20 protein-coding genes are annotated in these 26,109 nt (G+C 72.4%); 11 read left to right on the forward strand and 9 right to left on the reverse strand.

The window, feature by feature from the left end:
- The 4 genes from CGQ25_RS04460 to CGQ25_RS04475 all read left to right on the forward strand — a co-directional run.
- Positions 1-380 (forward strand): transposase (locus CGQ25_RS04460; RefSeq protein ID WP_208711998.1); only part of this gene is annotated, 380 nt, incomplete at its 5' end.
- 471 nt (positions 381-851) lie between these two features.
- On the forward strand, positions 852-1,901 hold the full coding sequence (locus CGQ25_RS04465) for a cupin domain-containing protein (protein WP_369802318.1): 1,050 nt from the start codon (positions 852-854) through the stop codon (positions 1,899-1,901).
- Positions 1,898-2,788, forward strand: coding sequence for a fumarylacetoacetate hydrolase family protein (locus CGQ25_RS04470; RefSeq protein ID WP_208712000.1), 891 nt, complete (start codon positions 1,898-1,900; stop codon positions 2,786-2,788). The genes CGQ25_RS04465 and CGQ25_RS04470 overlap by 4 nt, the downstream gene beginning before the upstream one ends.
- Position 2,789: 1 nt before the next feature.
- Entirely contained in the window at positions 2,790-3,557 is a 768-nt protein-coding gene (locus CGQ25_RS04475; RefSeq protein WP_208712001.1) for a maleylpyruvate isomerase family mycothiol-dependent enzyme, read from the forward strand.
- Positions 3,558-3,711: 154 nt separating this feature from the next.
- Here CGQ25_RS04475 and CGQ25_RS04480 read toward each other — a convergent pair whose 3' ends face one another.
- Together CGQ25_RS04480 and CGQ25_RS04485 are read right to left on the reverse strand one after the other, a co-directional pair.
- Positions 3,712-6,300 carry a hypothetical protein gene (locus tag CGQ25_RS04480; RefSeq protein ID WP_208712002.1) on the reverse strand — a complete coding sequence of 863 codons (2,589 nt, stop codon included), beginning with the start codon at positions 6,298-6,300 and terminating at the stop codon, positions 3,712-3,714.
- Positions 6,301-6,586: 286 nt separating this feature from the next.
- Positions 6,587-7,663 (reverse strand): thermonuclease family protein, encoded by a 1,077-nt coding sequence (locus CGQ25_RS04485; RefSeq protein WP_208712003.1) that lies wholly within the window; start codon positions 7,661-7,663, stop codon positions 6,587-6,589.
- 132 nt (positions 7,664-7,795) lie between these two features.
- Between CGQ25_RS04485 and CGQ25_RS04490 the strand changes: the two genes are divergently transcribed.
- Both CGQ25_RS04490 and CGQ25_RS04495 read left to right on the forward strand, forming a co-directional pair.
- Positions 7,796-8,497 carry a VOC family protein gene (locus tag CGQ25_RS04490; protein ID WP_208712004.1) on the forward strand — a complete coding sequence of 234 codons (702 nt, stop codon included), beginning with the start codon at positions 7,796-7,798 and terminating at the stop codon, positions 8,495-8,497.
- Between the two features lie 9 nt (positions 8,498-8,506).
- Positions 8,507-9,904 (forward strand): FAD-binding oxidoreductase, encoded by a 1,398-nt coding sequence (locus CGQ25_RS04495; RefSeq protein WP_208712005.1) that lies wholly within the window; start codon positions 8,507-8,509, stop codon positions 9,902-9,904.
- A 12-nt stretch (positions 9,905-9,916) separates the two neighbouring features.
- Here CGQ25_RS04495 and CGQ25_RS04500 read toward each other — a convergent pair whose 3' ends face one another.
- From CGQ25_RS04500 to CGQ25_RS04525, 7 genes are all read right to left on the reverse strand, one after another.
- A complete protein-coding gene (locus CGQ25_RS04500) occupies positions 9,917-10,747 on the reverse strand; it encodes an alpha/beta fold hydrolase (RefSeq protein ID WP_208712006.1) in 831 nt (276 codons plus the stop codon).
- A 120-nt stretch (positions 10,748-10,867) separates the two neighbouring features.
- A complete protein-coding gene (locus CGQ25_RS04505) occupies positions 10,868-11,932 on the reverse strand; it encodes a DNA polymerase IV (protein WP_208712881.1) in 1,065 nt (354 codons plus the stop codon).
- A 43-nt stretch (positions 11,933-11,975) separates the two neighbouring features.
- Entirely contained in the window at positions 11,976-12,710 is a 735-nt protein-coding gene (locus CGQ25_RS04510) for an alpha/beta hydrolase family protein (protein ID WP_208712007.1), read from the reverse strand.
- A 75-nt stretch (positions 12,711-12,785) separates the two neighbouring features.
- Entirely contained in the window at positions 12,786-13,391 is a 606-nt protein-coding gene (locus CGQ25_RS04515; RefSeq protein ID WP_369802292.1) for a DUF429 domain-containing protein, read from the reverse strand.
- The gene (locus tag CGQ25_RS18695; protein WP_369802293.1) at positions 13,388-13,537 is read right to left on the reverse strand and encodes a hypothetical protein; all 150 of its coding nucleotides are present in this window, start codon (positions 13,535-13,537) and stop codon (positions 13,388-13,390) included. Before CGQ25_RS18695 ends, CGQ25_RS04515 begins: the two co-directional genes overlap by 4 nt.
- Before the next feature lie 10 nt (positions 13,538-13,547).
- Complete coding sequence (locus tag CGQ25_RS04520) at positions 13,548-16,877, reverse strand: exodeoxyribonuclease V subunit beta (protein WP_208712008.1); 3,330 nt, start codon at positions 16,875-16,877, stop codon at positions 13,548-13,550.
- Positions 16,874-19,642 (reverse strand): PD-(D/E)XK nuclease family protein, encoded by a 2,769-nt coding sequence (locus tag CGQ25_RS04525; RefSeq protein ID WP_208712009.1) that lies wholly within the window; start codon positions 19,640-19,642, stop codon positions 16,874-16,876. Before CGQ25_RS04525 ends, CGQ25_RS04520 begins: the two co-directional genes overlap by 4 nt.
- Positions 19,643-19,793: 151 nt before the next feature.
- Between CGQ25_RS04525 and CGQ25_RS04530 the strand changes: the two genes are divergently transcribed.
- The 5 genes from CGQ25_RS04530 (at position 19,794) to CGQ25_RS04550 (ending at position 26,101) form a co-directional block, all read left to right on the forward strand.
- Positions 19,794-21,059 (forward strand): S53 family peptidase, encoded by a 1,266-nt coding sequence (locus tag CGQ25_RS04530; RefSeq protein ID WP_222703695.1) that lies wholly within the window; start codon positions 19,794-19,796, stop codon positions 21,057-21,059.
- A gap of 213 nt (positions 21,060-21,272) precedes the next feature.
- Positions 21,273-22,199, forward strand: a complete 927-nt coding sequence (locus CGQ25_RS04535; RefSeq protein ID WP_222703696.1) for an HNH endonuclease family protein — start codon at positions 21,273-21,275, stop codon at positions 22,197-22,199.
- 50 nt (positions 22,200-22,249) lie between these two features.
- Positions 22,250-23,626: a wax ester/triacylglycerol synthase domain-containing protein gene (locus CGQ25_RS04540; protein ID WP_208712010.1), complete on the forward strand. Its 1,377-nt coding sequence runs from the start codon at positions 22,250-22,252 to the stop codon at positions 23,624-23,626.
- Between the two features lie 42 nt (positions 23,627-23,668).
- Positions 23,669-24,454 carry an alpha/beta fold hydrolase gene (locus CGQ25_RS04545; protein WP_208712011.1) on the forward strand — a complete coding sequence of 262 codons (786 nt, stop codon included), beginning with the start codon at positions 23,669-23,671 and terminating at the stop codon, positions 24,452-24,454.
- Between the two features lie 111 nt (positions 24,455-24,565).
- Positions 24,566-26,101 carry a long-chain fatty acid--CoA ligase gene (locus CGQ25_RS04550; RefSeq protein ID WP_208712012.1) on the forward strand — a complete coding sequence of 512 codons (1,536 nt, stop codon included), beginning with the start codon at positions 24,566-24,568 and terminating at the stop codon, positions 26,099-26,101.
- Positions 26,102-26,109 lie beyond the last annotated feature (8 nt).

Genomic DNA, 26,109 nt, shown 5'->3' on the forward strand with positions numbered 1-26,109 from the left:
CCGGCCGCGGCAGGGCCCGCCTGCGGGAGGTCTTCGAATCCGACGACCCGACCGGGCAGCTGCAGGCCGCCTGGGAGGCCAAGGAGCAGCTCCGCACCCTGCTCGCGTCCGGGGCGCTCGAGGAGGCGCGGGACCACCTGCGGATCCTCGAGGGCCTCGTCGAGGCGGCCCCGACCGTGGAGACGAAACGGCTCCTGCGCACCGTGAAGCGCTGGTGGAACGAGATCGAAGTCCTCATCACCACCGGCGCGACCACGGCCAAGGTCGAGGCGAACAACACCGCGATCAAGAACATCAAACGAACCGGACGGGGCTTCCGGAACCCGGACAACTACCGATCCCGTATCCTGCTCAGGAGCGCCGCTCAGACAGCAGCGTGACACTCACCCAGCAGGACCATTCCCGCGGAAACGCGAAGAGCCCCCAAACCCGGAGCCGGCCTACGGCACCGAGGCGGCGCCCCTCCTCGAGACGATCCCCGTCATGGGCCGCGGGCCGAAGACGGGCTACGACCGCTCCCAGTTCGGGCCGGCGTGGCTCGACGTGGACTGGAACGGCTGCGACATCCCAACGACATGCTCAACCGCGACGGACGGACATCGCCTACGTCACGGGAGCTCCGGGCGGACATCGCCGCGCGGCAGGCCGCCCTGGCCGAGTCGCGCTGAACGGCACCCGGAATGACGGAGAATCGGAAGAACCATGGCAAGGAGGCCACGATGAGCATCGATGGGGACACCACCCGTACGCAGGACAACGTCGCGTCGCATAGCGTCGTGAGACAGAGCACAGCGAAGAACGTGATTGTCGCCGCCGAGCCGACGCCCGAGGAGGCAGCCGAGCTCGAGGCGATGTACGCCACGATGGCGCAGGAGAACATGATCCCGCTGTGGACGCAGCTGGACGAGCTGATGCCCATGGTGCCCTCGCCGAAGGCCGTGCCCCACGTGTGGCGGTGGAACACACTGCTGCCGCTGGCAGAGCGCGCCGGCGAGCTCGTGCCCGTGGGCCGCGGCGGGGAGCGCCGGGCCATCGCCCTCGCCAACCCGGGTCTGGGCGGCCTGCCGTACGCGACGCCGACCCTGTGGGCGGCCATCCAGTACCTCGGCGGGCACGAGGTGGCCCCGGAGCACCGGCACTCGCAGAACGCGTTCCGGTTCGTCGTCGAGGGCGAGGGCGTGTGGACCGTGGTGAACGGGGACCCGGTGCGCATGTCGCGCGGCGACTTCCTGCTCACCCCGGGCTGGAACTTCCACGGCCACCACAACGAGCGCGACGAGCCGATGGCGTGGATCGACGGTCTCGACATCCCGTTCGTGCACGGCATGGACGCCGGGTTCTTCGAGTTCGGCACCGAGCGGGTCACGGACGAGGCCACCCCCGAGGTCTCCCGCTCGGAGCGGCTGTGGTGCCACCCCGGCCTGCGCCCGCTGTCGCAGCTCGAGAACACGGTGTCCTCCCCGATCGGGGCGTACCGGTGGGAGCACACCGACCGCGCCCTGACCGAGCAGCTCGCGCTCGAGGACGAGGGCCACCCCGCCACAGTCGGGCAGGGCCACGCCGCCGTCCGGTTCGTGAACCCGACCACCGGCGGGGACGTCATGCCGACCATCCGCGCCGAGTTCCACCGCCTCCGCGCCGGCGTGCGGACACGCACCACCCGCGAGGTCGGCTCGAGCGTCTACCAGGTCTTCGAGGGCGAGGGCGCGTTCGTCCTCGACGGCGAGCGGACCGCCGTGTCCAAGGGTGACATGATCGTGGTGCCGTCGTGGGCCGCGTGGTCCATCGAGGCAGAGACCCAGTTCGACCTGTTCGCGTTCGGCGATGCGCCGATCTTCGAGCGCCTGCACTTCAACCGCACCTTCATCGAAGGCCAGACTCCCAAGGAGAAGAATCAGTGAAGCTCGCAACCCTCCGCACCCCCGCCGGGACTGTCGCCGTGCGACAGGACGGCGACGTGTTCACCGAGATCGACGGCTATGCCGACTTGGGTGCGCTGCTCGCCGTCGAGGGCTGGCGGGAGATCGCTGAGAAGGCCGACGGCGCCACCCACCCCGTGGAGGGCGCGGACCTCGCACCGGTGGTCCCTGCCCCGTCCAAGGTCTTCTGCGTGGGCCTGAACTACGCCTCGCACATCACGGAGATGGGCCGGGACCTTCCGGAGTATCCGACACTGTTCGCGAAGTTCGCCGAGACGCTCACGGGCCCGTACGACGACATTGAGCTGCCCGTCGCCGACCACGCGATCGACTGGGAGGCCGAGCTCGTCGTCGTGATCGGCAGGCAGGCCCGGCGCGTGCCCGAGGCCGAGGCGGCCGACTACATCGCCGGGTACACGGCGGCGAACGACATCTCGATGCGCTCGTACCAGTTCCGCACGAAGGAGTGGCTGCAGGGGAAGATGTGGGAGCGCTCGACCCCGGTGGGGCCGGTCATGGTCACGCCGGAGGAGCTGGACCGGGACGCGGCGATCACCACCGACGTGGACGGGAACCGGATGCAGACTGGCACGATCGGGGACCTCGTCTTCACCCCGGAGCACCTCGTCTCCTACATCTCCGAGATCATCACCCTCAACCCGGGCGACCTCATCCTCACCGGCACCACCGGCGGGGTCGGCCGCGCCCGCACCCCCGAGGTGTACCTGACCGACGGGCAGACCGTGACGGTCTCGGTCGAGGGCATCGGGCAGCTGCGCAACGTGACCCGTGCCCAGGCGGACATCCCCGCGGTGCTGCCGGCCGGCGTCGTGCTTCCCGAGAACGCGGCCGCGGAACCGGGCGCCTGAGGTGGTCGCCCGCCACGACCTCGTCCAGGACGAGGAGGTCCGCGCCGGGCTGCTCACGGCCCGGCGCGGGACGGCGTTCTTCGCCCGGAAGCTCGGGGAGCTCTCGTATGCGGAGATGGACGGGCCCTCGCTGCTGCCCGGGTGGTCGCGCCGGCACGTCATAGCCCACGTGGGCTATAACGCCCGGGCGATCGCGCGGCTCGTCGAGTGGGCCGCGACTGGCGTGGAGACGCCCATGTACTCCTCGCCGCAGGCGCGCAACGAGGAGATCGAGTTCGGGGCCACGCTGCCGCCGATCGCGCTGGTGAACCTGTTCGACCACTCGGCGATCCACCTCTCGGTCGAGTGGCGCGACCTGCCCGATGCGAAGTGGGGCGAGGAGGTCCGCACCGCGCAGGGCAGGCTCGTTCCCGTGTCCGAGACGGTGTGGATGCGCATCCGCGAGGTGTGGCTGCACGCGGTCGACCTCGGCAACGGCGCCCGCTTCGCCGACATCCCGGCCGACGTGCTGCGCCGCCTCCTCGGGGACATCTGGGGAGCGTGGGAGAAGCGCGGCGAGACGGCGGGCCTGGCCCTGCGGGTCGTGGGCGGGGACGACGACGGGCTCACCCTCGGCGACCCCGGGCCCGGGGCGACGGTCATCGGGGGCCGGCTGCCCGCCGTCGTGCGCTGGGCCGCCGGCCGCGGCGCCGAGCCGGGGCAGGAGCTCACCGCCGCGCGCGACGGCGAGCAGCTCGCCGAGGTGCCCGCCGCGCCGCGCTGGATCTGACCGGAGCCGGCGGGGCGCGGGCCCGTACTTTCCGCCGGTACTTCCCGCCGGAATTGTCGGGTTCCCGCGGGTGGGCGGGCCTAGCACCCGCGGAAACCCGACAATTCCGGGGGCCTGGACCGCTTCGCGCGGCCGGGCCCTCCTCGTCTGCCGGTTACCGTCCGGACGTTGTCCCGGCCGTCGCCGCCGGGTCAGCCGTGGGTGTCGGAGCGGCGGCAGCAGCGGCCGTGGCCGGGCTGGCGGTCGGCGCCGTCGGGACTGCCGTCGCTGTCGGAGCCGGAGTGGCGGCGGGAGCCGGGCCAGCCGGCACAGGGGTGGCCTCTGTGGTCGCCGGGGCAGCAGCCGCCGTCGGCGCCGTTGCAGCGGTGGCTGGGGCAGCGGTCGACGGAGCGGGCGCGGCGGGGGCGGCGGGCGCGTCCTGCTGGCGGGTGACGGTCACGGTGCCGTCCGTGGCGACGAGGATGCTTCCGTGCTCGAAGTCCTGCACGGTCGAGCCGTTCGCCCCGGCGTACGGGTCGCTCGTGGGGTAGCCGAGCGCGCCGTCCTGCGCGCCTGCCCCGGTCCACGCCTTGAGGATGGCGCCGGTGAGCGGGTGGACGCCCGTGGCCGGGGATTCGACCAGGATCCCGTTCTGGAAGGCCTGGGACGACCCGCCGCCGGTGAGGCCCGTGACGGCATTCGCGGTCGGGTAGCCCAGCGTGGCCAGTGCGCCCGAGGTCAGCTTCGCCGCGAAGTCCGTCGCGACGACCCGGCCGCCCGTGGCGGGCGACCAGAAGATCGACCCGCCCTGGTACGTCTGGTACCAGCCGCCGTTGGCGGCGAACTCGTCGGTGGTCGGGTAGCCCAAGGGGCCGCCCTCGTAGCCGGTGGCCGCCCACACGCTGCGGATGGCGCCAGTGGAGACGTGCGCCCCGGTGGCCGGGGTCCAGATGATCGCGCCGTTCGTGAACATCTGGTACGCGCCGTCGGCGGTCTTCACCTCGGGGCCGACCGGTGTGCCCATGCCGCGGTTGGCGCGGAGGGAGTCGGCGATCGCCCCGGTGACCGTGAAGGCGCCGTTCTGCGGGGTCCAGCCGATGAAGCCGCCCTGGTAGTCCTGCACCGTGCCGCCGGAGACGGGCTGCTCGTTGGAGGTCGGGTAGCCCAGCGGGCCGTTCTCGTAGCCGGTGGCCGCCCATGCGTTGCGGACGGCGCCGTTGGAGATGCGCGCCCCGGTCGCGGGGGACCAGACGATGGCCCCGCGCTGGTACATCTGGTAGGTCCCGCCGTCCTTGAGGCCGCGGATCTCGTCGGTGGTCGGGTAGCCGAGGTAGCCGTTCTCCCCGCCGGCGCCGAGCCAGGCGTTCCGGACGGCACCGTTGGAGACGTGCGCACCCGTGGTCGGGGACCAGATGATCGCGCCGTTCTGGTACATCTGGTAGGTCCCGCCGCCTGTGAGGCCGCGGATCTCGTCGGTGGTCGGGTAGCCGAGGAAGCCGTTCTCGTACCCGGTCGAGGCCCACGCGCTGCGGACCGCTCCGTTGGAGATGTGAGCACCGGTGGCGGGCGACCAGATGATCGCGCCGTTCTGGTACATCTGGTAGGTCCCGCCGCCTGTGAGGCCGCGGATCTCGTCAGTGGTCGGGTAGCCGAGGTAGCCGTTCTCGTACCCGGTCGAGGCCCAGGCGTTGCGGATCGCGCCGTTGGAGATGTGCGCGCCCGTGGCCGGGGACCAGATGATGGCCCCGCTTTCGAAGAGCTGGTACGCGCCGCCGTCCTTCAGCCCGCGGATCTCGTCAGTGGTCGGGTAGCCGAGGTACCCGCCCTCGGCTCCGGCGCTCCGCCACGCGTTGAGGATCCCGCCGCCGATCGTGTGCGGACCGGTGCCCGGGGACCAGTAGATGGCCCCGCCGTTGAAGAACTGGTACGAGCCGCCCTTGGCCAGCCCTCCGGTCTCGTTCGAGGTCGGGTTCGCCAGTGGGCCGAAGGTGCCGCCGGTGGAGCCGTACTTGTTCGTGATCGCCCCGAATGGGTCGGAGGTGTACTGGGTGAAGACGTCGTCGACGGCGCCCATGATGATCCGGTCCCCGGGGCGGTTGGTCTGGAGCAGGCGGGTCACGGTGGACAGGCTCGTGGACACGCACCCGGCCGAGGGGACGCGGCCTGCGTGGAAGAAGATCGCGAACGAGGCGCCCTGGACGGTCGGCATGTCCGGGTAGCGGTTGTAGTTGATGACCGCTGCCTGCTCGTAGTAGCCCTGGTTCATGTAGTACCAGAGGTTCTCGTCGGACTCCCCGCCGATGCCCTCGAAGTACTGGTTGTAGGTGGCCCCGCGCTCACCGCCCCAGCGGGAGTTCGGGTTCAGCGTGTGGTAGGCCAGCGCCGTGCCGGGGTTCGAGCGGCCGAGGGCTTCGGTCATGCTGAACGACCCGCTCGGCGACCGGTAGGAGTCTTCCCACGTGCTGCCGGCCGCGAAGCCATTCAGGCCGCTGTATCCCCAGTCCTGCCACTCCTGCGCGTAGCCGCTGCCGGAGCGGACACACCCGGTGATGGTGACGACGTCCGAGCTTCGGTCCGTGGCGGTGGCAAAGGTGACGCGGTTGGCGCCGTAGGCCGAGAACTTCACCTGTCCGAGGCTGAGCCAGCCGCAGGGGTTGTAGACCTGCGGGGAGGCCTGGGCGCCAGAGGCGAGACCGACCATGGCGGCGGCGAGGAGCACGGCGGTTGCGAGCAGGGCACTGGCTGCCCTCAGGGCAGGCTTCATGGCTTCTCCAGCAGGTGGTCGAGGCGGATATCCCGTGGGCACCGCGCTCCCCACTGTGGGAAGCCTATACGCGGAGGGGGAGGTATCCGTGTTTGGCCCTCTGGGCCTGACCGGAGACCCACCGGATCGGACCGGGGCCCGGCGGCACGTCCCGCCGCCACGTCCCGGCGGAATTGTCGGGTTCCTGCGGGTGAGCGGGCCCAGCACCCGCGTGAACCCGACAATGGCCGGGGAGCGAGGTCGCCGGGTGCGTGGATGCGCTGCCCGGAGACGGAGCGGCTGACCCTTAGCAGGGCCTCCAGGACTTCCCGCCGGGCGCGTAGCAGCGCGGCCCCGTGTAGCCCGGGTATGGGTTCTGCTGCACGGGCGCGGGCGCCGGGGCAACGTAGGGCTGGGATGGGGCGACGTATGTCGGCGCGGGCGGCACGGCCCGGGCCGCGGCCTCGGCAGCAGCCTGAGCCTCAGCGGCAGCCTTGGCTCGGGCCTCCGCGGCGGCCTTGGCGGCAGCCTCGTCGGCCACGCGCTTCGCCTCGGCGGCCTTCGCCTCGGCCGCGATGCGGTCCTCCTCGGCCTTGACTGAGGCCGCCCGGTCGGTCATCGTCTTGTGGCGCGACTCCGCGGTAGCCACCGCAGCAGTGAGCTTGGCTGCCGACGCGCCGGCGTTCTCGGTGGAGCGTGCGACCGCGACCACCGCATCCTTGGCCTCGCCGAGGAGGCCGGCGGCGGTCTTCGCGGCAGCGAGGGCGATCGCCAGCTTGCCCGCGGCAGACGTGATCTCCCCTGACGCTGCTGCGGTCCCGGGGTCGGCGGGCGTTGCCGCCAGCGCCGCGAGCTGCTGTTCCGCGACGGCGGCCGGACTGCAGGCGAGGCTGTCCTGGAACAGGCCGGCCTTCTTCTGGGCCGCCTCGTCCTGCGCAGCCTTTACCTCGCCGTAGTACTTGGTGTTCGGCTTGTACTCCTTGGCTACACCGAGTCCTGCGCGGGCGATCGAGGCGTTGACCAGCTCATCGCCCAGGAACGCCGCGGCGAGCACCCTGTTGTAGCCGTCGGTCTTCTCCTGGTCGAAGCGGAGCGTCACGGCAGTCCCGGCCGGCAGCTTCCCCTCGAGGAATTTCGTGGCTTCGGGACCCTGGCATTCGATGATCTTGTTCGGGTGCTTGGTCTCCGGAGTATCGATATTTAGGAGACGGACTGTCTTGGTCTCATTGCCGTACTTGGCCTCGAAGGTGTCGCCGTCGACGACGCGGACGACCTCGGCCTTGACGGATCCGTCGGATGAACAGGCGGCGAGCCCGGTCGCTGCGAGAATGCCAGCAATGGCAAGCGGAAAGAAGGCGCGACGTCGCGTCCTGGTGCGTTTCACGCTGAATGACCCCCATGGTGATTCGATCGGCCCGCAGGTGCGAAATGCGAACCGAGTGACTTGTCGATACTACGCGAGCAGGATCGCCAGTAGGCTCTCCGACGAACAGCCCGACCGACGGAAGGCGCCCGCGTGATCCACGAGCTCAACCACCTCGGCGTCGTCGTGCGCGACATCCGTGCTTCCCTGGACTTCTACGCCGCGCTCGACGCCCGCGTGGTCTTCCACGAGACAGTCGTCGGCACGCCCGTCCAGATCGCCTACGTCCAGCTCGCCGGCGGCCTGGTCGAGTTCATCCACGACCCCGAGGCGCTCACGCCGCTTCCGTTCGGTCCGGACCACCTCGCATTCCTCAGCGACGATCTCGACGCCGACTACGCCCGCCTCCTCGCCGCCGGCTGCCTCGACGCCACCCCGCCCAAGCCCGCCGGCACCGGCTTCGGCCGCCTTGCCTTCGTCCTCATGCCCGACGGCGCCCGCATCGAGCTCCTCCAGCGGGACCTCGACCTCCGCATCCCCGAGGCGCCCGGCGCCCTCGCGGAGTCCCTCGACTACTTCGCCTACGCCGCGAGCGATCCGGACGCCGCCGCCCGTCTCTTCGCCGACACCGTAGGCATGCAGCCGGCGGGGGAGGGCCGCTTCAGCTTGGGCCGCGACGCCCTCCAGCTCACGACGCCGGCCGCCACCGGCCCGCGGTTCCCGCGCCTCGCGCTGCGGGTCGCCGACCTCGACGCCGCCGTCGCGACCCTCTCCGAGCGGGGGTTGGCCCCAGAGCGGACGCACGACGGCGCGCGGGTCACCGACCCCGACGGCCTCGCCATCGTGCTTCGGTAGAGTCCAGACATGCCAGCATCCTCCGCCGCCGCCGCCGCGGCCACCCTCGAAGCCCTCCTGCCCGAGGGCCGCGTCCTGACCTCGGAGGCCTCCTTCGCCGGCTATCTCCACGACGAAGGCGAGTGGGCCGTCTACGGCGACCCGCTCGCCGTCGTGCGTCCGGAGAGCACCGCGGAGGTGGCCGCGGTGGTGCGCTGGTGCGCCGAGACTGGCACCCCTCTGGTGGCGCGCGGGGCGGGGACCGGGCTCTCGGGCGCGGCGAACGCGATGGAGGGGTGCGTGGTCGTCTCGTTCGAGCGGATGAACGCCATCCTCGAGGTCAACGAGGCTGAGCGGTGGGCACGGGTCCAGCCCGGCGTGGTCAACGACGACCTGCGCGCCCACGTCGCCCAGTACGGCCTCTGGTACCCGCCGGACCCGGCGTCGTCGCCGTGGTCCACGATCGGCGGGAACGTCGCGACCAACGCCGGCGGGATGTGCTGCGTCAAGTACGGCGTCACGCGGGACTACGTCCTCGAGCTCGAGGTGGTCACGGGCACCGGGGAGGTCACGCGGCTGGGCACGCGCACCGCGAAGGGCGTGGCGGGCTACAACCTCGTGGGCCTCATCGTCGGCTCGGAGGGCACGCTCGCCGTCGTGACCGAGGTCGTGGTGCGGCTGCGTCCGCTGCCGCCGGCGCCGATCACGGTGGCCGGCATGTTCGACTCGGTGGTCGACGCCGGCCGGGCCGTCGCGCTCGTGGCGGAGTCCGGGATCAGCCCGTCGGTGCTCGAGCTCGTGGACCGGCACTGCCTCAAGGCCGTGGACGACTGGAAGCACATGGGCCTCTCCACCGACGCGAACGCGGTGCTCATCGGCCGGACCGACGCGCCGGGTGAGCAGGGCCAGTTCGAGGCTGCGGAGCTCGCGCGCTGCTTCGAGGAGGCCGGGGCGAGCCTCGCCGCAATCTCGGCGGACGAGCAGGAGTCCGAGGCGCTCTATGCCGCCCGGCGCCTCGCGTACCCGGCGCTCGAGCGGCTCGGCCCGGTGCTCACCGAGGACGTCTGCGTGCCCAAGGCCAGGGTGCCGGAGGTGCTGGCGCGGATCGAGGAGATCGCCGCGGCCCACGACGTGCTGATCGCCAACATCGCCCACGCCGGCGATGGGAACCTGCACCCGCTCATCATCACCACGCCCGGGGACGACGCCGCGCGGGGCCGCGCGCACGAAGCGTTCAGCGAGATCATCGACGCCGCGCTCGCCGTCGGCGGGACCGTGAGCGGCGAGCACGGCGTCGGGACCCTCAAGCTCGACGGGCTGGCCAAGGAGCTCTCGCCGGTGAGCCTCGCGATGCACCACGCGGTCAAGAACGCCCTCGACCCGCACGGCATCCTCAACCCCGGGCGCGCGATCCCGCCGCTGGGGTAGTCGTCGCCCGGCTCACGCCGGCTGCTGGAGGAAGCGCCGGAAGAGGCCGAGGATCTTCTCCGAGGGGTGGTTCAGCGCGCTGTGGCCTGCCCGCGGGATGACCATGCTGGTGCTGCCCGGGAGCGAGGCAGCGAGGCCGGAGGCGATGGTCCGGAAATACCAGGGGCTGTGCGCCCCCGCCAGGAGCAGGAGGGGAACCCGGATGCCGGCGTACCGGTCGGCGGCGGCGTGGGTGCCGTCCAGCAGCGTGATCTCGTGTGCCAGGGAGGGGACCATTTCCTTCCAGGAGTGTCCCTCCCGGGTGAGGCGCGACGCGGCCCACACGAGCGCCCGGGCGGCCGGATCGGGCAGCGGCACCCGTGCCAGGACAGGGTCCATCTCCCGCGAGAAGACCAGGACGGCGCCGACGTGGTCGCCCCTGGCCGCCGCCGCGACGAGCTCGGGGAGGGTCTGCGTCGGAAGGCACCCGTCGATGTTGACGGCGGGGTCGTAGACGCCGACGCGGCTCACCGGCAGGCGCAGCGCCGCCTCCAGAGCGATGCCGCCGCCGTAGCTGTGCCCCAGGACGACCCGGCTCCCGGTCGCGTCGAGGACGGCCTTCAGGTCGTCCACCTCGGTGTCCATGGAGTAGTCCGCCGGCTGCGGACTCGAACCGCCGCGGCCCCGCCGGTCGTACACGTGCACCGGCATCGTGGCCGAGAGTCTGCTGGCGAATCTGCCGTAGAGCAGAGTGCGGGTGAGGCTGCCCGCGGCGAAGACCGCACCGGGTCCGCTGCCGTAGCTGAAGACGCGCAGCGAGCCGCCGTCTGAGGTTCTGATCGACTGCACCTGGGGGGCGACCACAGCTGGCTTCTTCCTTGACGGACTGCGCCCCCAACCGCGATGTTGTGTGGACATGATAGGCCCCTCGCCTGGAGGGGCACAGGGCGCGATCGGATCTCGGGCAAAGAGAGAGCGGCGCCGTCACCAGCCGCTGCGGGTGGGCGTGTGCCCCTGGCGGGCGTCGTCGGGCATGGCCATCTCGGCTCGGAGCCCCAGGAGCCGGATGGGCCGACCGGGCTCGATGGCGGCTGCGAGGCCGAGAGCGTGGGCGAGGATCTCGTCCCGGTCGGAGGTCTCGGCGATCTTCCGCCCGTGGGTTGTGGTGGTGAACGGGGCGTAGCGGACCTTGAGGGTCAGCCCGACCACGGGCCTGCCCTCGGCCGCGACGTCCTCGAGCACCCGCGCCGTCAGCTCACGCACGGCCTCGTCCACTTGCGCTGGATCGGTCAGGTCGCGCTGGAAGGTCGTCTCGCGGCTGTGCCCGTGGGCCACCCAGGGGGTGTCATCGACGACGCTGCTGCCCTCCCCGCGGCCGAGCTGCGCGTACCACGGGCCCATTCTGGGGCCGAACTCTGGGACGAGGTCTTGGGGATCGGTGGCGGCGAGCTGGGCGACGGTGGTGATGCCGAGCTTCGCGAGCCGGGCGGAAACCTTGGCGCCGACGCCCCACAGGTCCCTCGTGGGCCGGCCGCCCATGACCTCGAGCCAGTTCCCCGCGGTGAGACGGAAGACGCCGGCTGGCTTCCCGAAGCCCGTGCCGACCTTGGCGCGGACGAGGGTGTCGCCGATGCCGACGCTGCAGTGGAGCCGCGTCCGCTCCAGGACGGCTGCCTGAAGCTGCCGGGCGTAGGCCTCCGGGTCCTCGGTCTCGACGCCGACGAACGCCTCGTCCCAACCGAGGACCTGCACGACGGCGCCCGGCTGCTCGCGGAGCGTGGCCATCACCTCCTCCGACGCCGCGAGGTAGGCCTCGTGGTCGACGGGCAGGATCACGGCGTCGGGCACCTTGCGGGCCGCGATCCGCAGGGGCATCCCGGAGCCGACGCCGAACGCCCGGGCCTCGTACGACGCCGTCGAGACCACGGCGCGCTCCGTCGGATCGCCCCGGCCGCCGACGATGATCGGCCTGCCGGCGAGCTCCGGGCGCCGGAGCACCTCGACCGCAGCGATGAACTGGTCGAGGTCGACGTGCAGCACCCACCGCATTCCGCTCACCTCACCCGTCTGGTCCCAGACTCGCCCGCGGACGTCACTGCTTGTCCGTGAGGGCGAGGACGGCGGCCGCGACCTCCGCCGGCCGTGTGAGGATCGACAGGTGGCTTCCGCCGATCTCGGTGAAGCTGCCGCCCGGGAGGCGGCTGGCGAAGGGCGGCGGCCACGGGCTGTCGGGCGCGAGCATCGCCCTGTCGTCCCGAGACCCCACGGAGGCGAGCGGCACGCTGAGGGCCGCGTAGTCGACGTCCGGCGCCGGATCCGTGAGCGTCGCGAAGGGGTGCGGCGCGAGGAGGCTGTGCACGAGCTCCTGGGTCTCAGGACCGGCGTCCTGCATGAAGGCCGTCTTCCAGAGCTCGAGCGGAATGGTCGTCGTGTTGTTGCCGGAGGCGGCCGCCAGCTGGGCGTACAGGGCCGCGGCCCGCTCGGGGATTAGCGAGACCATGGACTCGCCGTCCAAGGGCACGAACGCGTTGATGTAGACGAGTCTCGCGAGCCTGTCTGCCAGTTGCGGCGCAGCGGCCGAGAGGAGGAATCCGCCCCAGCTGTGCCCCACGAGCGTCACGCCGTGGAGGTCGCGCCGTTCGACGTATTCGACGAGCGCGTCCACGGCGACGCCGAGCCCGACGCCGGCTGGGTCGTCACCGGGCGCGAGCCCCGGCGACGTCGGGGCATGCACGACGTGCCCCGCTGCCTGGAGCCTTGCCCCGACGGGCCGCCACGCCCACCCGCCATGCCACGCGCCGTGCACCAGGACGAAGGTCTCAGCCATGCCCGCAGAGTAGTGCCGGTGCAGGTGCCTTGAGAACGGGTGGCACGGTGTTCCTGGCGGCTACTGTTTGAGCGCCTACTGCAGCAGGTCGCTCAGGGGTCCGCTGGGAATGTGGATCCAGCCCTCGGAACGGGCGAGGTCGGCCTGCTCCTCGTTCGGTCGAAGCGTTGCGCCAATGGCGACAGCTCTCGCACTCAGAGACGCGACAACGGCGTCGAACGCGTCGTCCGAATGGGACATCGCGTCCTCGTGGTTGTGGGTGCCGAGCCACGGCGCCGCCGCGGAGAGCTGGCTGATGACCTCGGCGCGTGCGGCCGCTTCGGTGGCGTTCGTCCCCTTGTACCGGCGGGCATGGATGCCCCATAGCCGGAGGGAGGCTGCCGGGTAGACTTCCGCGAGACGGCCGGTGCCGTCCCGCGGTTCCGGGCCGAAGCGCTGGGCGATCTTGGCCTGGATGACGGCGCATCGCATCGCGGGATGTGCGAGGCGGTCGGCCGAGACGCTGAGGGGAATGAGTCCCGTCTTGCGTGTGACGAAGCGGTCGGTCTCGCGGTAGGCGAGCAGCCGGCGCCCCTTGAGGCCGTCGTACTCGAGCACCTTCGCGAGATCGCCGCCGAGATGTCCGCTCATGAAGTCCAGGAACGGCAAGGGCCAGCCCACCGGGCAGTCGATGCCGGTCACGTCGCAGTCTCCGAACAGCCCACAATCGTCTCGTCGGAGACTCCGAGGCGGAGTTCCTCGATCCGAGCCGTTTCCGGTGCCCATTCGATGACCGCAGCCGCCGTCTTCTTCGGCTCCGCGGCCAGGTCGATGCCGAGGGTCCTCACCCAGACTCGCTCATGCTCCCGACATCCCCGACACCTCGAACACCCGTCCTAGCGCCGGCAGGTGCATCAGCACCCGCAGCACGGGCCTGCCGGTAGCGGCCTCGATGGCCTTCCGGTATGCGGCCATTTGCCCGAGGTAGTGGGCACGGATGTGACCCTCGGGGTCGGTGCCCGGGTAGGTCTTGTGGTCCACGAGCACGAACCCGTCCGGCCCCTCGAGCAGCAGGTCGATCCAGCCTTCCATGGTCTGCCCGTCCGGCCGCCACCCGATGGCCGCCTCGCGGTGGCGCGCCCAGCCGGGGAACTCGGCGTCGAGCCAGGCCTCGAAGCGCTCGCCCGCGGTGGTGAGGAGCGCGGCGTCGACCGTCGTCCCCACATCCCAACGGGCCACGAGACGCTCTGCGAGGCGGAGCCGTCCCGCGTCGTCGAGGGCGCGGAACTCCGTGCCCAGGTAAGCGTGCACTGCGGAGCCGACGGCGCCCCAGTCGTCCGAGCCGTGCTCCGCGAGCCTCCCGCCGAGAACGGCGACCTCCCGGATGTCCGCGTCGAGTCCGCCCGCGAGCGATTCGCTCGCCTTGAGCCGTGCCGGCTTGCGCGCCACGGCCGAAGTCGTGACCGGCGCGTCGACGAACCGGCCCAGCCACTCGCCGTCGGACGCGGGAGCCGCGGCCGGCTCGAGCGCCTCGATCCGCGCGGGCACGGAAGTGTCCCCGCCGATCGACACGGCACCGTCCTTCCAGGAGACGAACCGCTCGCCGAGCCCCAGGTCGTTGAGCACGCCCGGGGACCCGGTCTTAGAGGTCAGCACGGTCGTCTCCGCGGCCCGCGTCATGCCGACGTACATGAGCCGCGCCTGGCTGCGCTGGTCGCGCTCGAGGAACCGGGCGGCCGCGTCGCTGGCCTTCGCTGCCGTGTCCAGGGGCGATCCGCCGTAGGGGAACGGGCTCGGCCACAGCCGGATCCACCGGCCCGCGAGCGGGTCGGCCAGGTCCAGCGCCCGGGTCGACTCGACGCCCGCCCCGAACGGGCGCAGCTTGGACTCCTTGTCCAGGCTCTCCATCACCACCACCGGCCATTCGAGGCCCTTCGCCTTGTGGTATGTCAGGACGTTCACCACGTCGGGCCCGGCGTTCTCGGCGGAGTCGTGGTCGTCGGAGGCGAAGAAGTCCAGGAACCCGCGCAGGGTCGCCGGCGACCGCAGTGCCCTGCACCGCTCGTAGTACAGCTCGATCGCCCCGCGGAACGCGTCCAGGTTGCGCAGCCGCCGCTCCGGTGCAGACCACCCCGCTACCAGCTGCGGCAGCCCGACGACCCCAGTCACGGCCTCGAACACCTCGGTGGGAGTCGCTGCCGCTGCCTGCTCCCGGAGGGCGTCCAGCGCCGCGACGACGGGTGCCTGCCGCCACGCCGCGTGCACGGCCCGGGCGCCGACCGGCTCCGGCGCGGCCCCGCCGTCGTGCGCGCCCTCCTGCAGCGCGTCCGGGCTCGCGGGGCGAGGCACGACGGCGGCGAGCAGCTCCCGCTGCCACGTCCCGTGCGAGGGGTGGTCCGGGTGCAGAGCGACGAGCTCGGCCAGGGCGACTGTGTCCCACCCGTCGGCGACGTACGCCATCGCGGCCCGCGCCAGCTGCACCTCCCGCGCGGCGCCGAGCGCGCGGGGGTTGCGGCTCGCGCGCAGGCCCAGCTCGTCGAGGGCCGCGGAGAGCTTCTTGACCTCGTCGTTGGACCGGGCAAGGACGGCGATGTCGCAGGGCCGCAGGTCTGGGCGCAGTGCCAGTAATCCCGCGACCCCGGCGGCGGTCGCGCGGAGCCGGTCCTCCGCCTTGCCCTGGTTCCTGGTCCACGCCTCGACCGACCCCACGCTGCCCGCGTACTCGGCGGCCTTGGACGGCGGAAGCTCGAGGTGCACGGACTTCGTGGTCATCCCGTGCGCCGCGAACACGCGCTCGAACACCGCGTTGGAGAGGTCCACGGGGGCCTGGCGCGAGCGCCACGTCTCGGAGAGCTGCCTGCGGCTCGCGTCCGGTACAGCGGCCATGACGGCTTCCATGAGCTCCGGGTCGGTACCGCGGAACTCGTAGATCGCCTGCTTGGGATCGCCCACCCACACCGCCTGCCCCACGAGCGAGCTGAGCTCGAGGAACAGGGCGAGCTGGAGCGGGCTCGTGTCCTGGAACTCGTCGACCACGAGCACCCGGATCCGCCCGGCGAAGGACTCCCGGAACGCGGCGTTGTGCCGGGCGAGCTCGAGGACCTTGGCCTCCTGGTCCACGAAGTCCATGAGCGCGTTGTCCCGCTTGAACTCCTCGTAGGCGTCGAGGCAGTCGGCGGCGCACGTGAGCACGCCGCGGATGTAGCCCTCGATGTCGCGGTGGAACGCGGGGTTGGAGAGCAGCTCAGCGTGGATGCGCTCGCGCAGGTCCCAGAAGACCTTCTTCAGCGGCGCCGCGGGGTTCGAGCCGACGAACCCGCGCCACACCTCCCACGGTGTCGTCTCGACGGCCTGCGCCTTGGCGATCTTGGCGAGCGCCTTCGGGTACTGCTCCTCGAACGCCTTCGTTGAGACCTTGGCCTTGGTCCCGTCGCTGTGCTCGCCGCGCGCGACGGTCAGCTCCATCTCCACCCGCAGGGCGTGCAGCTCGCGCAGCCAGTCCGTACGGTTGTCCGCGGACGCGGGGTCGAGGAGACCCTCCCGGAACTCGGTCCACGACCGCTCCGCGCAGGCCCGCACCGCGTCGGCGTCGAGCAGGTTGGTCCGCGCGTACGTCACGACCCGCTGCACGGTCGTGCTCCACGGCTCGGTGCCGTACTCCGCCTCCTGATCGGGGTGCGTGCCCATGCGCCACGCGACGGGCGAGAGCGTCTCAGCATGGTCGGCCAGCACCTCGTCGGTCGCGAGCCTGAACATCGCGTCCAGCTGGTCCTCGCCGATCACCTCCAGCGCGGGGGAGAGGCCGGCGTCGATCGCGTATTCCGACAGGAGCTGCCCGCACACGCTGTTGACGGTGCCCACGAGGCTCGCGCCGAGCTCCTGTGACGCCGTACCCAGTGCGGAGTCGCCCTCATCGAGGAGCCGGGCGGCGATGCGCTCGCGCAGCTCGCCGGCGGCCTTCTTCGTGAAGGTCGTGGCCATGATCTGGTCGGGACGGACGCCGGCGCGGATGTGGTCCACGATCTTCTCGGTGAGGGTGTACGTCTTGCCCGTCCCGGCGCTCGCCGAGATCATCGCGACGTTGCCCAGGATGTCCCGGTTCAGGACGTCCCGGTCCACGACGCCGTGGTCCCCGAGGCCGTGGTTCCCGACGCCGGGTGCCATGCTCTCCGTGCCGACCGCGCTCATGAGTAGTCCCCCTTCAGCCCGCACAGGGCTCCGAAGCGGCAGAACCGGCACCCTGGCTCGACATAGAGCCGGCCTGCCGCGGTCTCCCTCTCCTCGACGGTCGTCGGGCCGGCGGGGACGGGAGCGGAGCCGCCCTCTGCGCCGGTCGGAGCGGAGCTCTGCGAAGCCTGTGCCGCTGCCGCGGAGAACGCGTCGGCGAACGGCTTCGTCGCCGTGACATGCCCGGCGAGGACATCCGCGACCACGTGCTCCGCGGCGTGGACCGCCCGCCTCCACAGCTCCTCGGGCGCCCACACGCGCGGCACCGACGGGCCGAAGTGCGCGTGAGCCGAGGCGAAGTCGTGCTGCTTGAGCAGGTAGTACGCGGTGGGGTGGTCGGGCGGGGCGTCGCCGCCGTTGAGCGCCCACTGGTACAGGGCCAGCTGGAGCGCCGTGCCCTTCTGGACCTTCTCGCGCAGGTACCGGCCGGTGGAGGACCACTTGAGGTCCACGACGACGGTTCGCCCCTCCTCGTCGATCCCCACCGCGTCCGCGCTGCCCACGACCGGGATGCTCAGCACGCCGTCGTCGGTGACGAGCCGCAGGTCCTTCTCGAACTCCTTCTCGACCGCCTGCAGCGCGACGCCGCCGCGCTGGAGCGTGGCGAAGAAGGTGCGCGCGGCCTCGCCGACCGCGGCCACGACCGTGAGCCGGCGGGCCTTCTGCCCGGGCAGAAGCAGCTCGGAGGCGAACTCGGGCAGGAGTTCTTCGATCGCCGCGTCGATTTCACTGCCGGTCGGCACCGCCCGGTTCGAGGCGTGCAGCACCTCGTGCAGGCGCTCGATGACGCGGTGCGCGAAGGTCCCGATCATGCGCGACCCCTCGGGGATGTCGGCGGCGTCGGGGACCGTCAGCCGGCCCTTGCGCTCGAGCGCCCAGCGCAGCGAGCAGCCCAGGAGCACCTCGAGCTGGGAGAACGAGAGCCGCTCCGGAGCGAGCGCGGCGTTCGGCCCGACCTCCAGCTCGGCCCGCGGCGCCACCGGGCGCCGTGCCGCTGCCCGCGTGAGCCGGGCCTCGCGCCCGGCGAGACGCCACACGCCGTCGTGCGCCCCCTCACCTGGCACCACGAGGTCCGACGGCGACCTGGTCACCGACGCGATCCGCGCCGCCATGCCGCCGCCTGCCTCCGCCGCGCCCGCCCGGGCCTCCGAGCTTACGGGCTGCCCTGCGACGAGCGCCTCGAGGAGAGGGTTCGCCTCGACGCGCTCGCCGTTGCGCTGGGCGATCTGGACCACGACGAGCCTCCGGCACCGCCCCGCTGCGGCGAGCGTCTCCCGCACGGCGAGGCCGGTGAGCTGCTGCGGCGTGGGAAGCTCGACGCCCACCCGGGCGAGGGCCGCGGCGTCGTGTGCGTCCCAGCGGCGGACGGCGGGCGTGGACGCGGACTGGAACCCCCACCACAGGGCATCGTCCACGTCCTCGCCCAGCTCCGCGAGGTGGCTCAGGCGCAGCCAGGGCGCGGCCTCGGCACCCACGAGCGGTTCGGCGCCCTGGGTCACGACCGAGGCGATGATCCGGCGCAGGTCCCGCCGGGACACGTGGGGCAGCGGCGCGAGGAGCGCCAGGACGCGGCCGAGCTGCGCCGCGGTCGCCTGCAGGCGCGGCACGACGGCGGCCCGGGCGGTGAGCGCGGACGTCAGCCACGCCGTGGCCTCGACGAGCTGCGCGCTCGAGGGGCGGTCCGCCTCGGACAGGAGGCGGATGCGGAACGTCCGGTCGAGGGCAGCCGCGAGGTCGGGCCCGAGCGAGTCGTCGGCGGCGATCGCGGCGATGGCGCCGGACCATGCCGCCCCGCGGACGCCGGGCTCCTCCGCGAGGGCCCTGAGCAGGTGCTTCGCCGCGCCGCGGCGGACCGGCGAGTCCGGGAGCGTGAGGAACTCGGCCAACAGGTGCACGTTGGCCGGCTCCCACACGAGCTCGAAGAACAGCGGAATGAGCTGGTCCTGGGCCCGCCACGCCGAGCGCTCGCCCACACCCAGACGCGGCTGGCCGTGAAGAGTGAGGTACTGGTCGAGGACAGCAGTGGGGTCGGAGCACACGACGGCGGTGCGCTCGTTCGGTCCCGCGGCGAGCCAGCGCGCGGCGTGCTCGGCTGCCTCCCACTCCGTCTCGGCCTGGAGGACCGTCAGCTCGGGAACCCGGTGCGGCGCCGGCGCCTCGCTGACCCTGATGCCCCGGTCGCGGAGGGCGCCGATGATCCGCCGCCACACGACTGGGAACGTGTCTTCCGGGTGCGCGAGGATGAGCCCGTCGATGCCCAGCGGCAGGGGAGCGGACTCGAGTTCGGCGATCAGCTCAACGATGTCGTCCGCGAGCGACGGCGCCAGCGCGCCTCCCGGGACGCCCTCGCCGGCGCGCTCCGCGGCGGCGAGGGTGCGCAGCAGCGGCGAGGGTCCGCCGTCGTGCGTCCCCGGCTCGGGCTCCGGAAGGGTGCCGTCCCAGCCGTTGGCGACGGCGTCGTCCCGGGCACTGAGGAGCTCGTAGGCCGTGGACCACGGGTCCGCCGCGAGGGAGCGGTGGAACCACGCGCCGGGGGAGTCGAGGCGCTCGAGCCGACGCAGGTACTCGCTCACCCGCTCCGCGTTCTGGGTGTCGGGGCGCGTGAGGCCGAGGCGCGTCTGCAGGAGGGAGACGAACCCCTTGCGGCCCACCCGTACACGGTTCAGTCCCGGGCGCGAGTACGCCCACGGCGCGCGGTCCAGGAACCACCCGAACTCGACGATCATTGTCTGCCCCCTCTGCCAGCCCCGGCTGTTCTATCACGGTAGCGAGGGGGTCCGACATTCGAGGCCGTGCTCCCGCAGCGTCCTCCAAGGATTCCCCGAGCTTTCGCGGACACCCCTTCCCGCCGGTCGGCGTTTCCCCCTAGCTTCTTCTGTGGAGCCGGCCGTCGGCCAGCGCCAGAAACCACCACCAGAGGGGGCGTTTCCTATCAGGAAGCTACTGTCTGCCGCCGTCGCCGGACTGCTCGTCGCAGCGGCCGCCGTCACCGGAACCACTGCCGCCAGCGCGACGCCGCCCGTCGGGAAGGCGGATGACCACTCGATCAAGGTCTGCTCGGACCCGCGGCCTGGCGAGGCCGCCTGCGCTGCCCGGCAGGCCACCGACCCCGCCGGCCGGGTCATCACCAACGCCACCACCCCGCCCGGGACCGCCCTCACCCCCTCGCAGCTGCGCTCCGCGTACAGCCTGGACGGCACCGCCTCCGGGGGCCGCACGGTGGCGATCGTGGACGCCTACGGCTACCCGAACCTCGAGCGGGACCTCGCCACGTACCGCCAGCAGTACGGACTCCCCGCCTGCACGACGGCGAACGGCTGCCTGACGATCCTCGACCAGAACGGCGGCACCCGCCTGCCCAGGTTCGACCTCGGCTGGGCGCAGGAGCAGGCCCTCGACGTCGACGCCGTCTCCGCAGCCTGCCCGGACTGCAGGATCACCGTGGTCCAGGCAGCTTCGGCGTCGTTCACCAACCTCGGCACCGCCGTCCAGACCGCCGCCAGGCAGCCCGGCGTTGTCGCCATCTCCAACAGCTACGGGGGCTCCGACGCCTCGGACGCGACCTACGGGAAGTACTACAGGTTCCCCGGGATCGCAGTGACCGCGAGCGCTGGCGACTCCGGCTACCAGGGCGCCTCCTACCCGGCCTCGTCCTCCTTCGTCACGGCCGTGGGCGGGACGAGCCTCAACCCGGCCCCGGGCACCGCCCGCGGCTGGGCCGAAACCACCTGGTCCGGCACGGGCTCGGGCTGCTCCGCCTACAACGCGCCGCTCGCCGCGGCGGCGGGCTATGGGACGGGGTGCGCGAACCGGGCGATGAACGACGTCGCCGCCGTCTCCGACCCCTCCAACGGCGGCCTCGGCGTCTTCTACCCGACGTCGTCCAAGAGCTCCACGTGGGGCCAGTTCGGCGGGACGAGCCTGGCCTCGCCGATCATCGCCTCCGTCTACGCGCTCGCGGGCCACACCGGCGCAGGCCTCACCGGCTACGCCAACGCGATCCCGTACGCCAACGCGGGCTCCCTGTTCGACGTCACGTCCGGCTCCAACGGCTCCTGCCCCACCGCGCAGTGGTGCACGGCGCGCAGCGGGTGGGACGGCGTGACCGGGCTCGGCACCCCGAACGGCGTCGGCGCTTTCTGACCTGCGCGACACCGCCGCTGCCACCGGGCGACGGTTCCCTGATTGCGCGGTGACGGGTCAAACCCGGTTTGACCCGTCACCGCGCGGGGGCAGGCATCGTGCCCCCCCATCGTCCCGACGACCGCCCTCGGCCCTCGGGAAGGCGCCGCAGGATCCGCCAAGGATTAGGTCAGGAACGGCGGTTCCGCCCCGCGAGGGCGGGACGATGTCCTCATGCCCCCTGTGACCCGCCCCCGCCCCAGCGCCCGCACCCGCGCCGTCGCCTTCTCCGCCTGGCTCGCCACGTCGCTCGCGATCGTCGCCGGCCTCGGTGCCGCGGCGCCGTCGCCCGCCCAGGCCGCCGACAGCACGACGGCGACCGTCTACGCCGCCCCCAACCCGCAGCCCGCCTACGGCACCGAAGCAGCGGTCCTCCTCGAGACGATCCCGGTCAAGGGCCGCGCCCCGAAGACCGGGTACACCCGGGACGAGTTCGGGCCGGCATGGCTCGACGTGGACCGGAACGGTTGCGACACCCGCAACGACATGCTCAACCGCGACCTCACAGACATCACGTACGTCAACAGCGTCCCCTGCAAGGTCGCCTCCGGCACCCTCGCCGACCCGTACACGGCCACTGCCATCGCCTTCCTCCGCGGCACGACGACGAGCGACGACGTACAGATCGACCACGTGGTCGCGCTCTCCGACGCGTGGCAGAAGGGCGCACAGCAGCTCACCTACGAGCAGCGGGTCGCCCTCGCCAACGACCCGCTGAACCTGCAGTCCACCGACGGCCCGACCAACCAGCAGAAGGGCGACGGCGACGCCGCCACCTGGCTGCCGCCCAACAAGGGCTTCCGCTGCGACTACGTCGCGCGGCAGGTCTCCGTGAAGGCCACCTACAGCCTGTGGGTGACCCAGGCCGAGCACGACGCCATGTCCGCGATCCTCGCCGGCTGCCCGGGCCAGCTGGCGCCCACCAACCAGCCGGCCCAGGCCGCAGCGCAGGGGTCCGCCCCCGCGCCGACGTCCACACTCCCCCTCGTCACGCCCGGCGCCTACTGCAGCACCGAGGGCGCCCAGGGCGTGAGCTCCATCGGCCTGCTGTACACCTGCAAGTCCTCCGCGACGGACAGCCGCCTCCGCTGGCGCCAGTAGCCGCGAGCGAGCCTACGCTGGTCCTACCGCAGCCACACGGGGAGGCAGCCATGGGACGCAGGCCGGGCATCGACCGGATCAGCAGCAACGACCTCACCCTCCTCGCGACCGACCGCGGCCAGGTCCCGATGCACATGGCCGCGGTCCTGATGTTCGACGCCGGGGCCGCGCCGTCGCTCGCCGAGCTCACCGCAGCGCTGGGGGAGAGGATCGTGCGCGTCCCGCGGCTGCGCCGCCGCCTCGTCCCGTCGCCGCCCGGGTTCGGGCGCCCGGTGTGGGTGGACGACGCCGCGTTCGGCCTCCCGCGCCACCTCTCGGAGGGTGCCGTCCCCGGGGGCCGCGAGGGCCTCCTGCGCGAGGCATCCAGGCTTGCGTGCGAGCGGCTCCCGAAGGACCGGCCCCTCTGGAGGGCCCGACTCCTCCGTGCCGAGCAGGGGGACGCGGCGGCGCTGGTCTTCATCGCACACCACGTGATGGCGGATGGCCTCGGCGGCCTCGCCGTGCTCTCCGCGCTCGGCGACGACCGCCCGGAAACCGGTGCGGCGCCAGTGCTGCGCGTGCCAGTGCTCCCGGCCTCCGTGCCGACGCCGCCCGTCACGCCGTTCCCGCAGCCCGGCCCCACACCGCGCGAGCTGCTCGCCGACGCGTGGCGGGAGCGCCTGAGCGCGCTCGCCAACGAGCCCCGCGCCCTCGCCTCGGCGGCGCGGGGGCTGCGCGAGCTCGGCCTCACCGGCCGCCACCGCCCCCACGGGTCGGCCAGCACCTCGTTCAACCGTCCCACCGGAGGCACCCGGAGCGTCAGGACCGTGACGCTGCCCCTGAAGGAGGCCCTCGGCGCAGCCCACGCGCGCGGCTGCACGCTCAACGACCTGGTCCTCGTCGCCGTCTCCGGGGCCCTGGCCTCCACGCTCCGCTCCCGTGGCGAGGCCCACCGGTCCTTTGTGGTGTCGGTGCCCATCACCCCGCGCGGCCCCAGGGAAGCCACGGCGCTGGGGAACATCAACGGGATCGTCCCCACGGAGGTCCCCGCCGATCCGGACCCCGCTGTCCGACTGGCGCGCGTCATGGAGCAGGCCGGGAACCGCTCCGGACCGTCGCGCGGAGCCTCGGTCGGGCCCCTCGGCGTCGCCTTCCGGGCGCTCGCCCGCGCTGGCGTGTTCCAGCACTTCATTGACCGGCAGCGGCTCGTGACCACGTTCCTGACCAATGTGCGCGGCCCCGCCGAGCCGATCCACCTGGCTGGCCACCGCATCGCCTCGATTGTCCCGATCACGATGACGCCCGGGAACGTGGGCGTGTGCTTCGCCGTCCTCTCCTACGCCGGCGAGCTCGTGGTCTCCGTGATCGCGGACCCGGCGGTCGTCCCCGAGCAGGACGAGCTGACGCGGATCCTCGCCGACGAGCTCGACACCCTCGCGAAAACCTGACGGTGGGTGTCCCGGCGGCCAGGCGGACCGTACGGTGTACCCATGACCCAGGTCACTTCCCCCGACGGAACCACCATCGCCTACGACCGCCTCGGTGCGGGCACCCCGCTCATCCTCGTCTCCGGGGCCTCGGTGCACCGCCGCGCGGACGCCCACATCGCCGAGGCGCTCGCCGAGACCTTCACCGTCTACAACTACGACCGGCGCGGGCGCGGCGACAGCACCGACACGCAGCCGTTCGCCGTCGACCGCGAGATCGAGGACATCGGCGCGCTGCTCGACGCGGCCTCGCACGAGCGCGGGGGAGCGGCCCTCGTCGGTCTGTCCTCTGGCGCGGTGCTCGCCGCCCGCGCAGCGGCGGTGCTCCCCGTCAGCGCCCTGGTGATGTGGGAACCCCCGTTCATGACGGACGACGCCGGCCGTGCCCGCGCCGAGGAGTACACCCGGGACCTGAACGCCAGGCTCGACGACGGCGACCGCGACGGCGCGCTCGAGACGTTCATGCGCTACGTCGGAGTGCCGGAGGATGCCATCGCCGGGGCACGCCAGTCCCCGTATTGGCCGGCCGGCACGGCGCTCGCCCCGACCCTCGCCTACGACGACGCCGCGATGGGCGAAGGCTCGGTGGTCCCCGTGGACGTGTTCGGCCGGATCAGCGCGCCCACGCTCGTCCTCGCGGGCGGCGCGAGCCCCGAGTTCCTGCACGCCGGTGCCCGCGCCGCCGCGGACGCCATCCCCGACGCCCGGCTCGAGGTTCTCGAGGGCCAGACCCACGACGTCGACGCGCAGGTCTTCGCCAAGGCGCTGCGGGGATTCTTCGAGGTCTAGCAGCGAGGTCTGGCAGCCTGAGCGTGAGACTGAATGCCGGTTGACCTGAAACGGAGTTCCACGCCACAATCGATGTGGCCTACGCCACAGTAACGTCCGTCAGGAGCCTCCATGAACCTCGCCGAGCATCTCGTCGCCACCGCGTCCCGGCACGGCGGCCGAACCGCCATCACGTGCGCCGGGGAAGCCTGGACCTACGCCGACCTCGAGGACGCGACGGCGCGGCTCGCCGGAATGCTCGTGCGCGCCGGGATCGCCCCCGGGAGCCGCGTGGGCGTGATGCTGCCGAACGTCCCCGAGTTCGCCGTCGCCTACTACGGCGCCCTGCGGGCAGGCGCGATCGTCGTGCCGATGAACCCCATGCTCAAGGAGCGCGAGATCGCCTACTACCTCGGCGACTCCGGCGCCGAGGTGCTCCTCGCCACCTCGGCCGTCGCGGACGAGGCCGCGGCGGGCGCTCAGGGCACCGGGACGCGGATCATCACGGTCGAGCCCGGCGCCTTCGCCGGCGTCCTCGAGAGCGAGGAGCCGCACGGCGACGTCGCCGAGCGCGCCGAAGGCGACACCGCGGTGATCCTCTACACCTCGGGCACCACGGGCCGGCCCAAGGGCGCCGAGCTCACGCACCGGAACCTCATCCTCAACGCGGACCTGACCGTCCGCACGCTCCTGACCCTCACCTCGGAGGACGTCGTCTTCGGCGGCCTGCCCCTGTTCCACACGTTCGGCCAGACCTGCGCACTCAACACGACCGTCTTGGCCGGAGCGACGATCGCCCTGCTGCCGCGGTTTGCCCCGAAGGACGCCCTCGAGATCATCGAGTCCCAGCGGGTGACCGTCTTCGCGGGCGTCCCCACGATGTACGGCGCGCTCCTGAACCTGCCGGACCACGGCCGCTACGACACCTCCTCCCTGCGCGTGTGCATCTCGGGCGGCGCGGCCCTGCCCGTGGAGGTCCTGCACCGGTTCGAGGACGAGTTCGGCTGCATCATCCTCGAGGGCTACGGCCTGTCCGAGACCTCCCCGGTCGCCGCGTTCAACCACCCCGACCGCGTCCGCAAGCCCGGTTCCATCGGCACGGCCGTCGAGGGCGTCGAGCTGCGGGTCGTCGGGCTCGACGGCGAGGAGGTGCCCCAGGGCGAGGTCGGCGAGATCGCCGTCCGCGGCCACAACGTCATGAAGGGCTACTGGAACCGGCCCGACGCCACCGCCGAGGCCATCCATGACGGCTGGCTCCTGACCGGAGACATGGGCCGGGTCGACACCGACGGCTGCTACTCGATTGTGGACCGCAAGAAGGACCTCATCATCCGCGGCGGCTACAACGTCTACCCGCGCGAGGTCGAAGAGGTCCTCTACGAGCACCCGGCCGTGGCCGAGGCCGCGGTCGTGGGCATGCCGGACCCGGAGCTGGGCGAGGAGGTGGTGGCCGTCGTCGCCCTCACCGCCCAGGGCGCTGCGACCGCGGAGGAGCTGCGCGACTTCGTCAAGTCCCAGGTGGCCGCGTACAAGTACCCCCGCGAGGTGCGGATCGTGGACCAGCTGCCCAAGGGGCCTACCGGCAAGATCCTCAAGCGCGAGATCCGCTCGGGGCTGGCCCCGGCACACGACGCCGCAGCGTCGCCGGGCGCGGGGAGCGCCGGCTAGGTGTACCC

This window comes from Sinomonas sp. R1AF57, assembly GCF_002224485.1.
GTDB lineage: Bacteria > Actinomycetota > Actinomycetes > Actinomycetales > Micrococcaceae > Sinomonas > Sinomonas flava.

Coding starts and splice junctions, on each gene's coding strand:
- CGQ25_RS04550 (WP_208712012.1), top strand. CDS start 24,566: ATGAACCTCGCCGAGCATCTCGTCGCCACCGCGTCCCGGCACGGCGGC.
- CGQ25_RS04505 (WP_208712881.1), bottom strand. CDS start 11,932: ATGCGGTGGGTGCTGCACGTCGACCTCGACCAGTTCATCGCTGCGGTC.
- CGQ25_RS04545 (WP_208712011.1), top strand. CDS start 23,669: ATGACCCAGGTCACTTCCCCCGACGGAACCACCATCGCCTACGACCGC.
- CGQ25_RS04465 (WP_369802318.1), top strand. CDS start 852: ATGTACGCCACGATGGCGCAGGAGAACATGATCCCGCTGTGGACGCAG.
- CGQ25_RS04520 (WP_208712008.1), bottom strand. CDS start 16,877: ATGAGCGCGGTCGGCACGGAGAGCATGGCACCCGGCGTCGGGAACCAC.
- CGQ25_RS04495 (WP_208712005.1), top strand. CDS start 8,507: ATGCCAGCATCCTCCGCCGCCGCCGCCGCGGCCACCCTCGAAGCCCTC.
- CGQ25_RS04510 (WP_208712007.1), bottom strand. CDS start 12,710: ATGGCTGAGACCTTCGTCCTGGTGCACGGCGCGTGGCATGGCGGGTGG.
- CGQ25_RS04535 (WP_222703696.1), top strand. CDS start 21,273: ATGCCCCCTGTGACCCGCCCCCGCCCCAGCGCCCGCACCCGCGCCGTC.
- CGQ25_RS04525 (WP_208712009.1), bottom strand. CDS start 19,642: ATGATCGTCGAGTTCGGGTGGTTCCTGGACCGCGCGCCGTGGGCGTAC.
- CGQ25_RS04540 (WP_208712010.1), top strand. CDS start 22,250: ATGGGACGCAGGCCGGGCATCGACCGGATCAGCAGCAACGACCTCACC.
- CGQ25_RS04480 (WP_208712002.1), bottom strand. CDS start 6,300: ATGAAGCCTGCCCTGAGGGCAGCCAGTGCCCTGCTCGCAACCGCCGTG.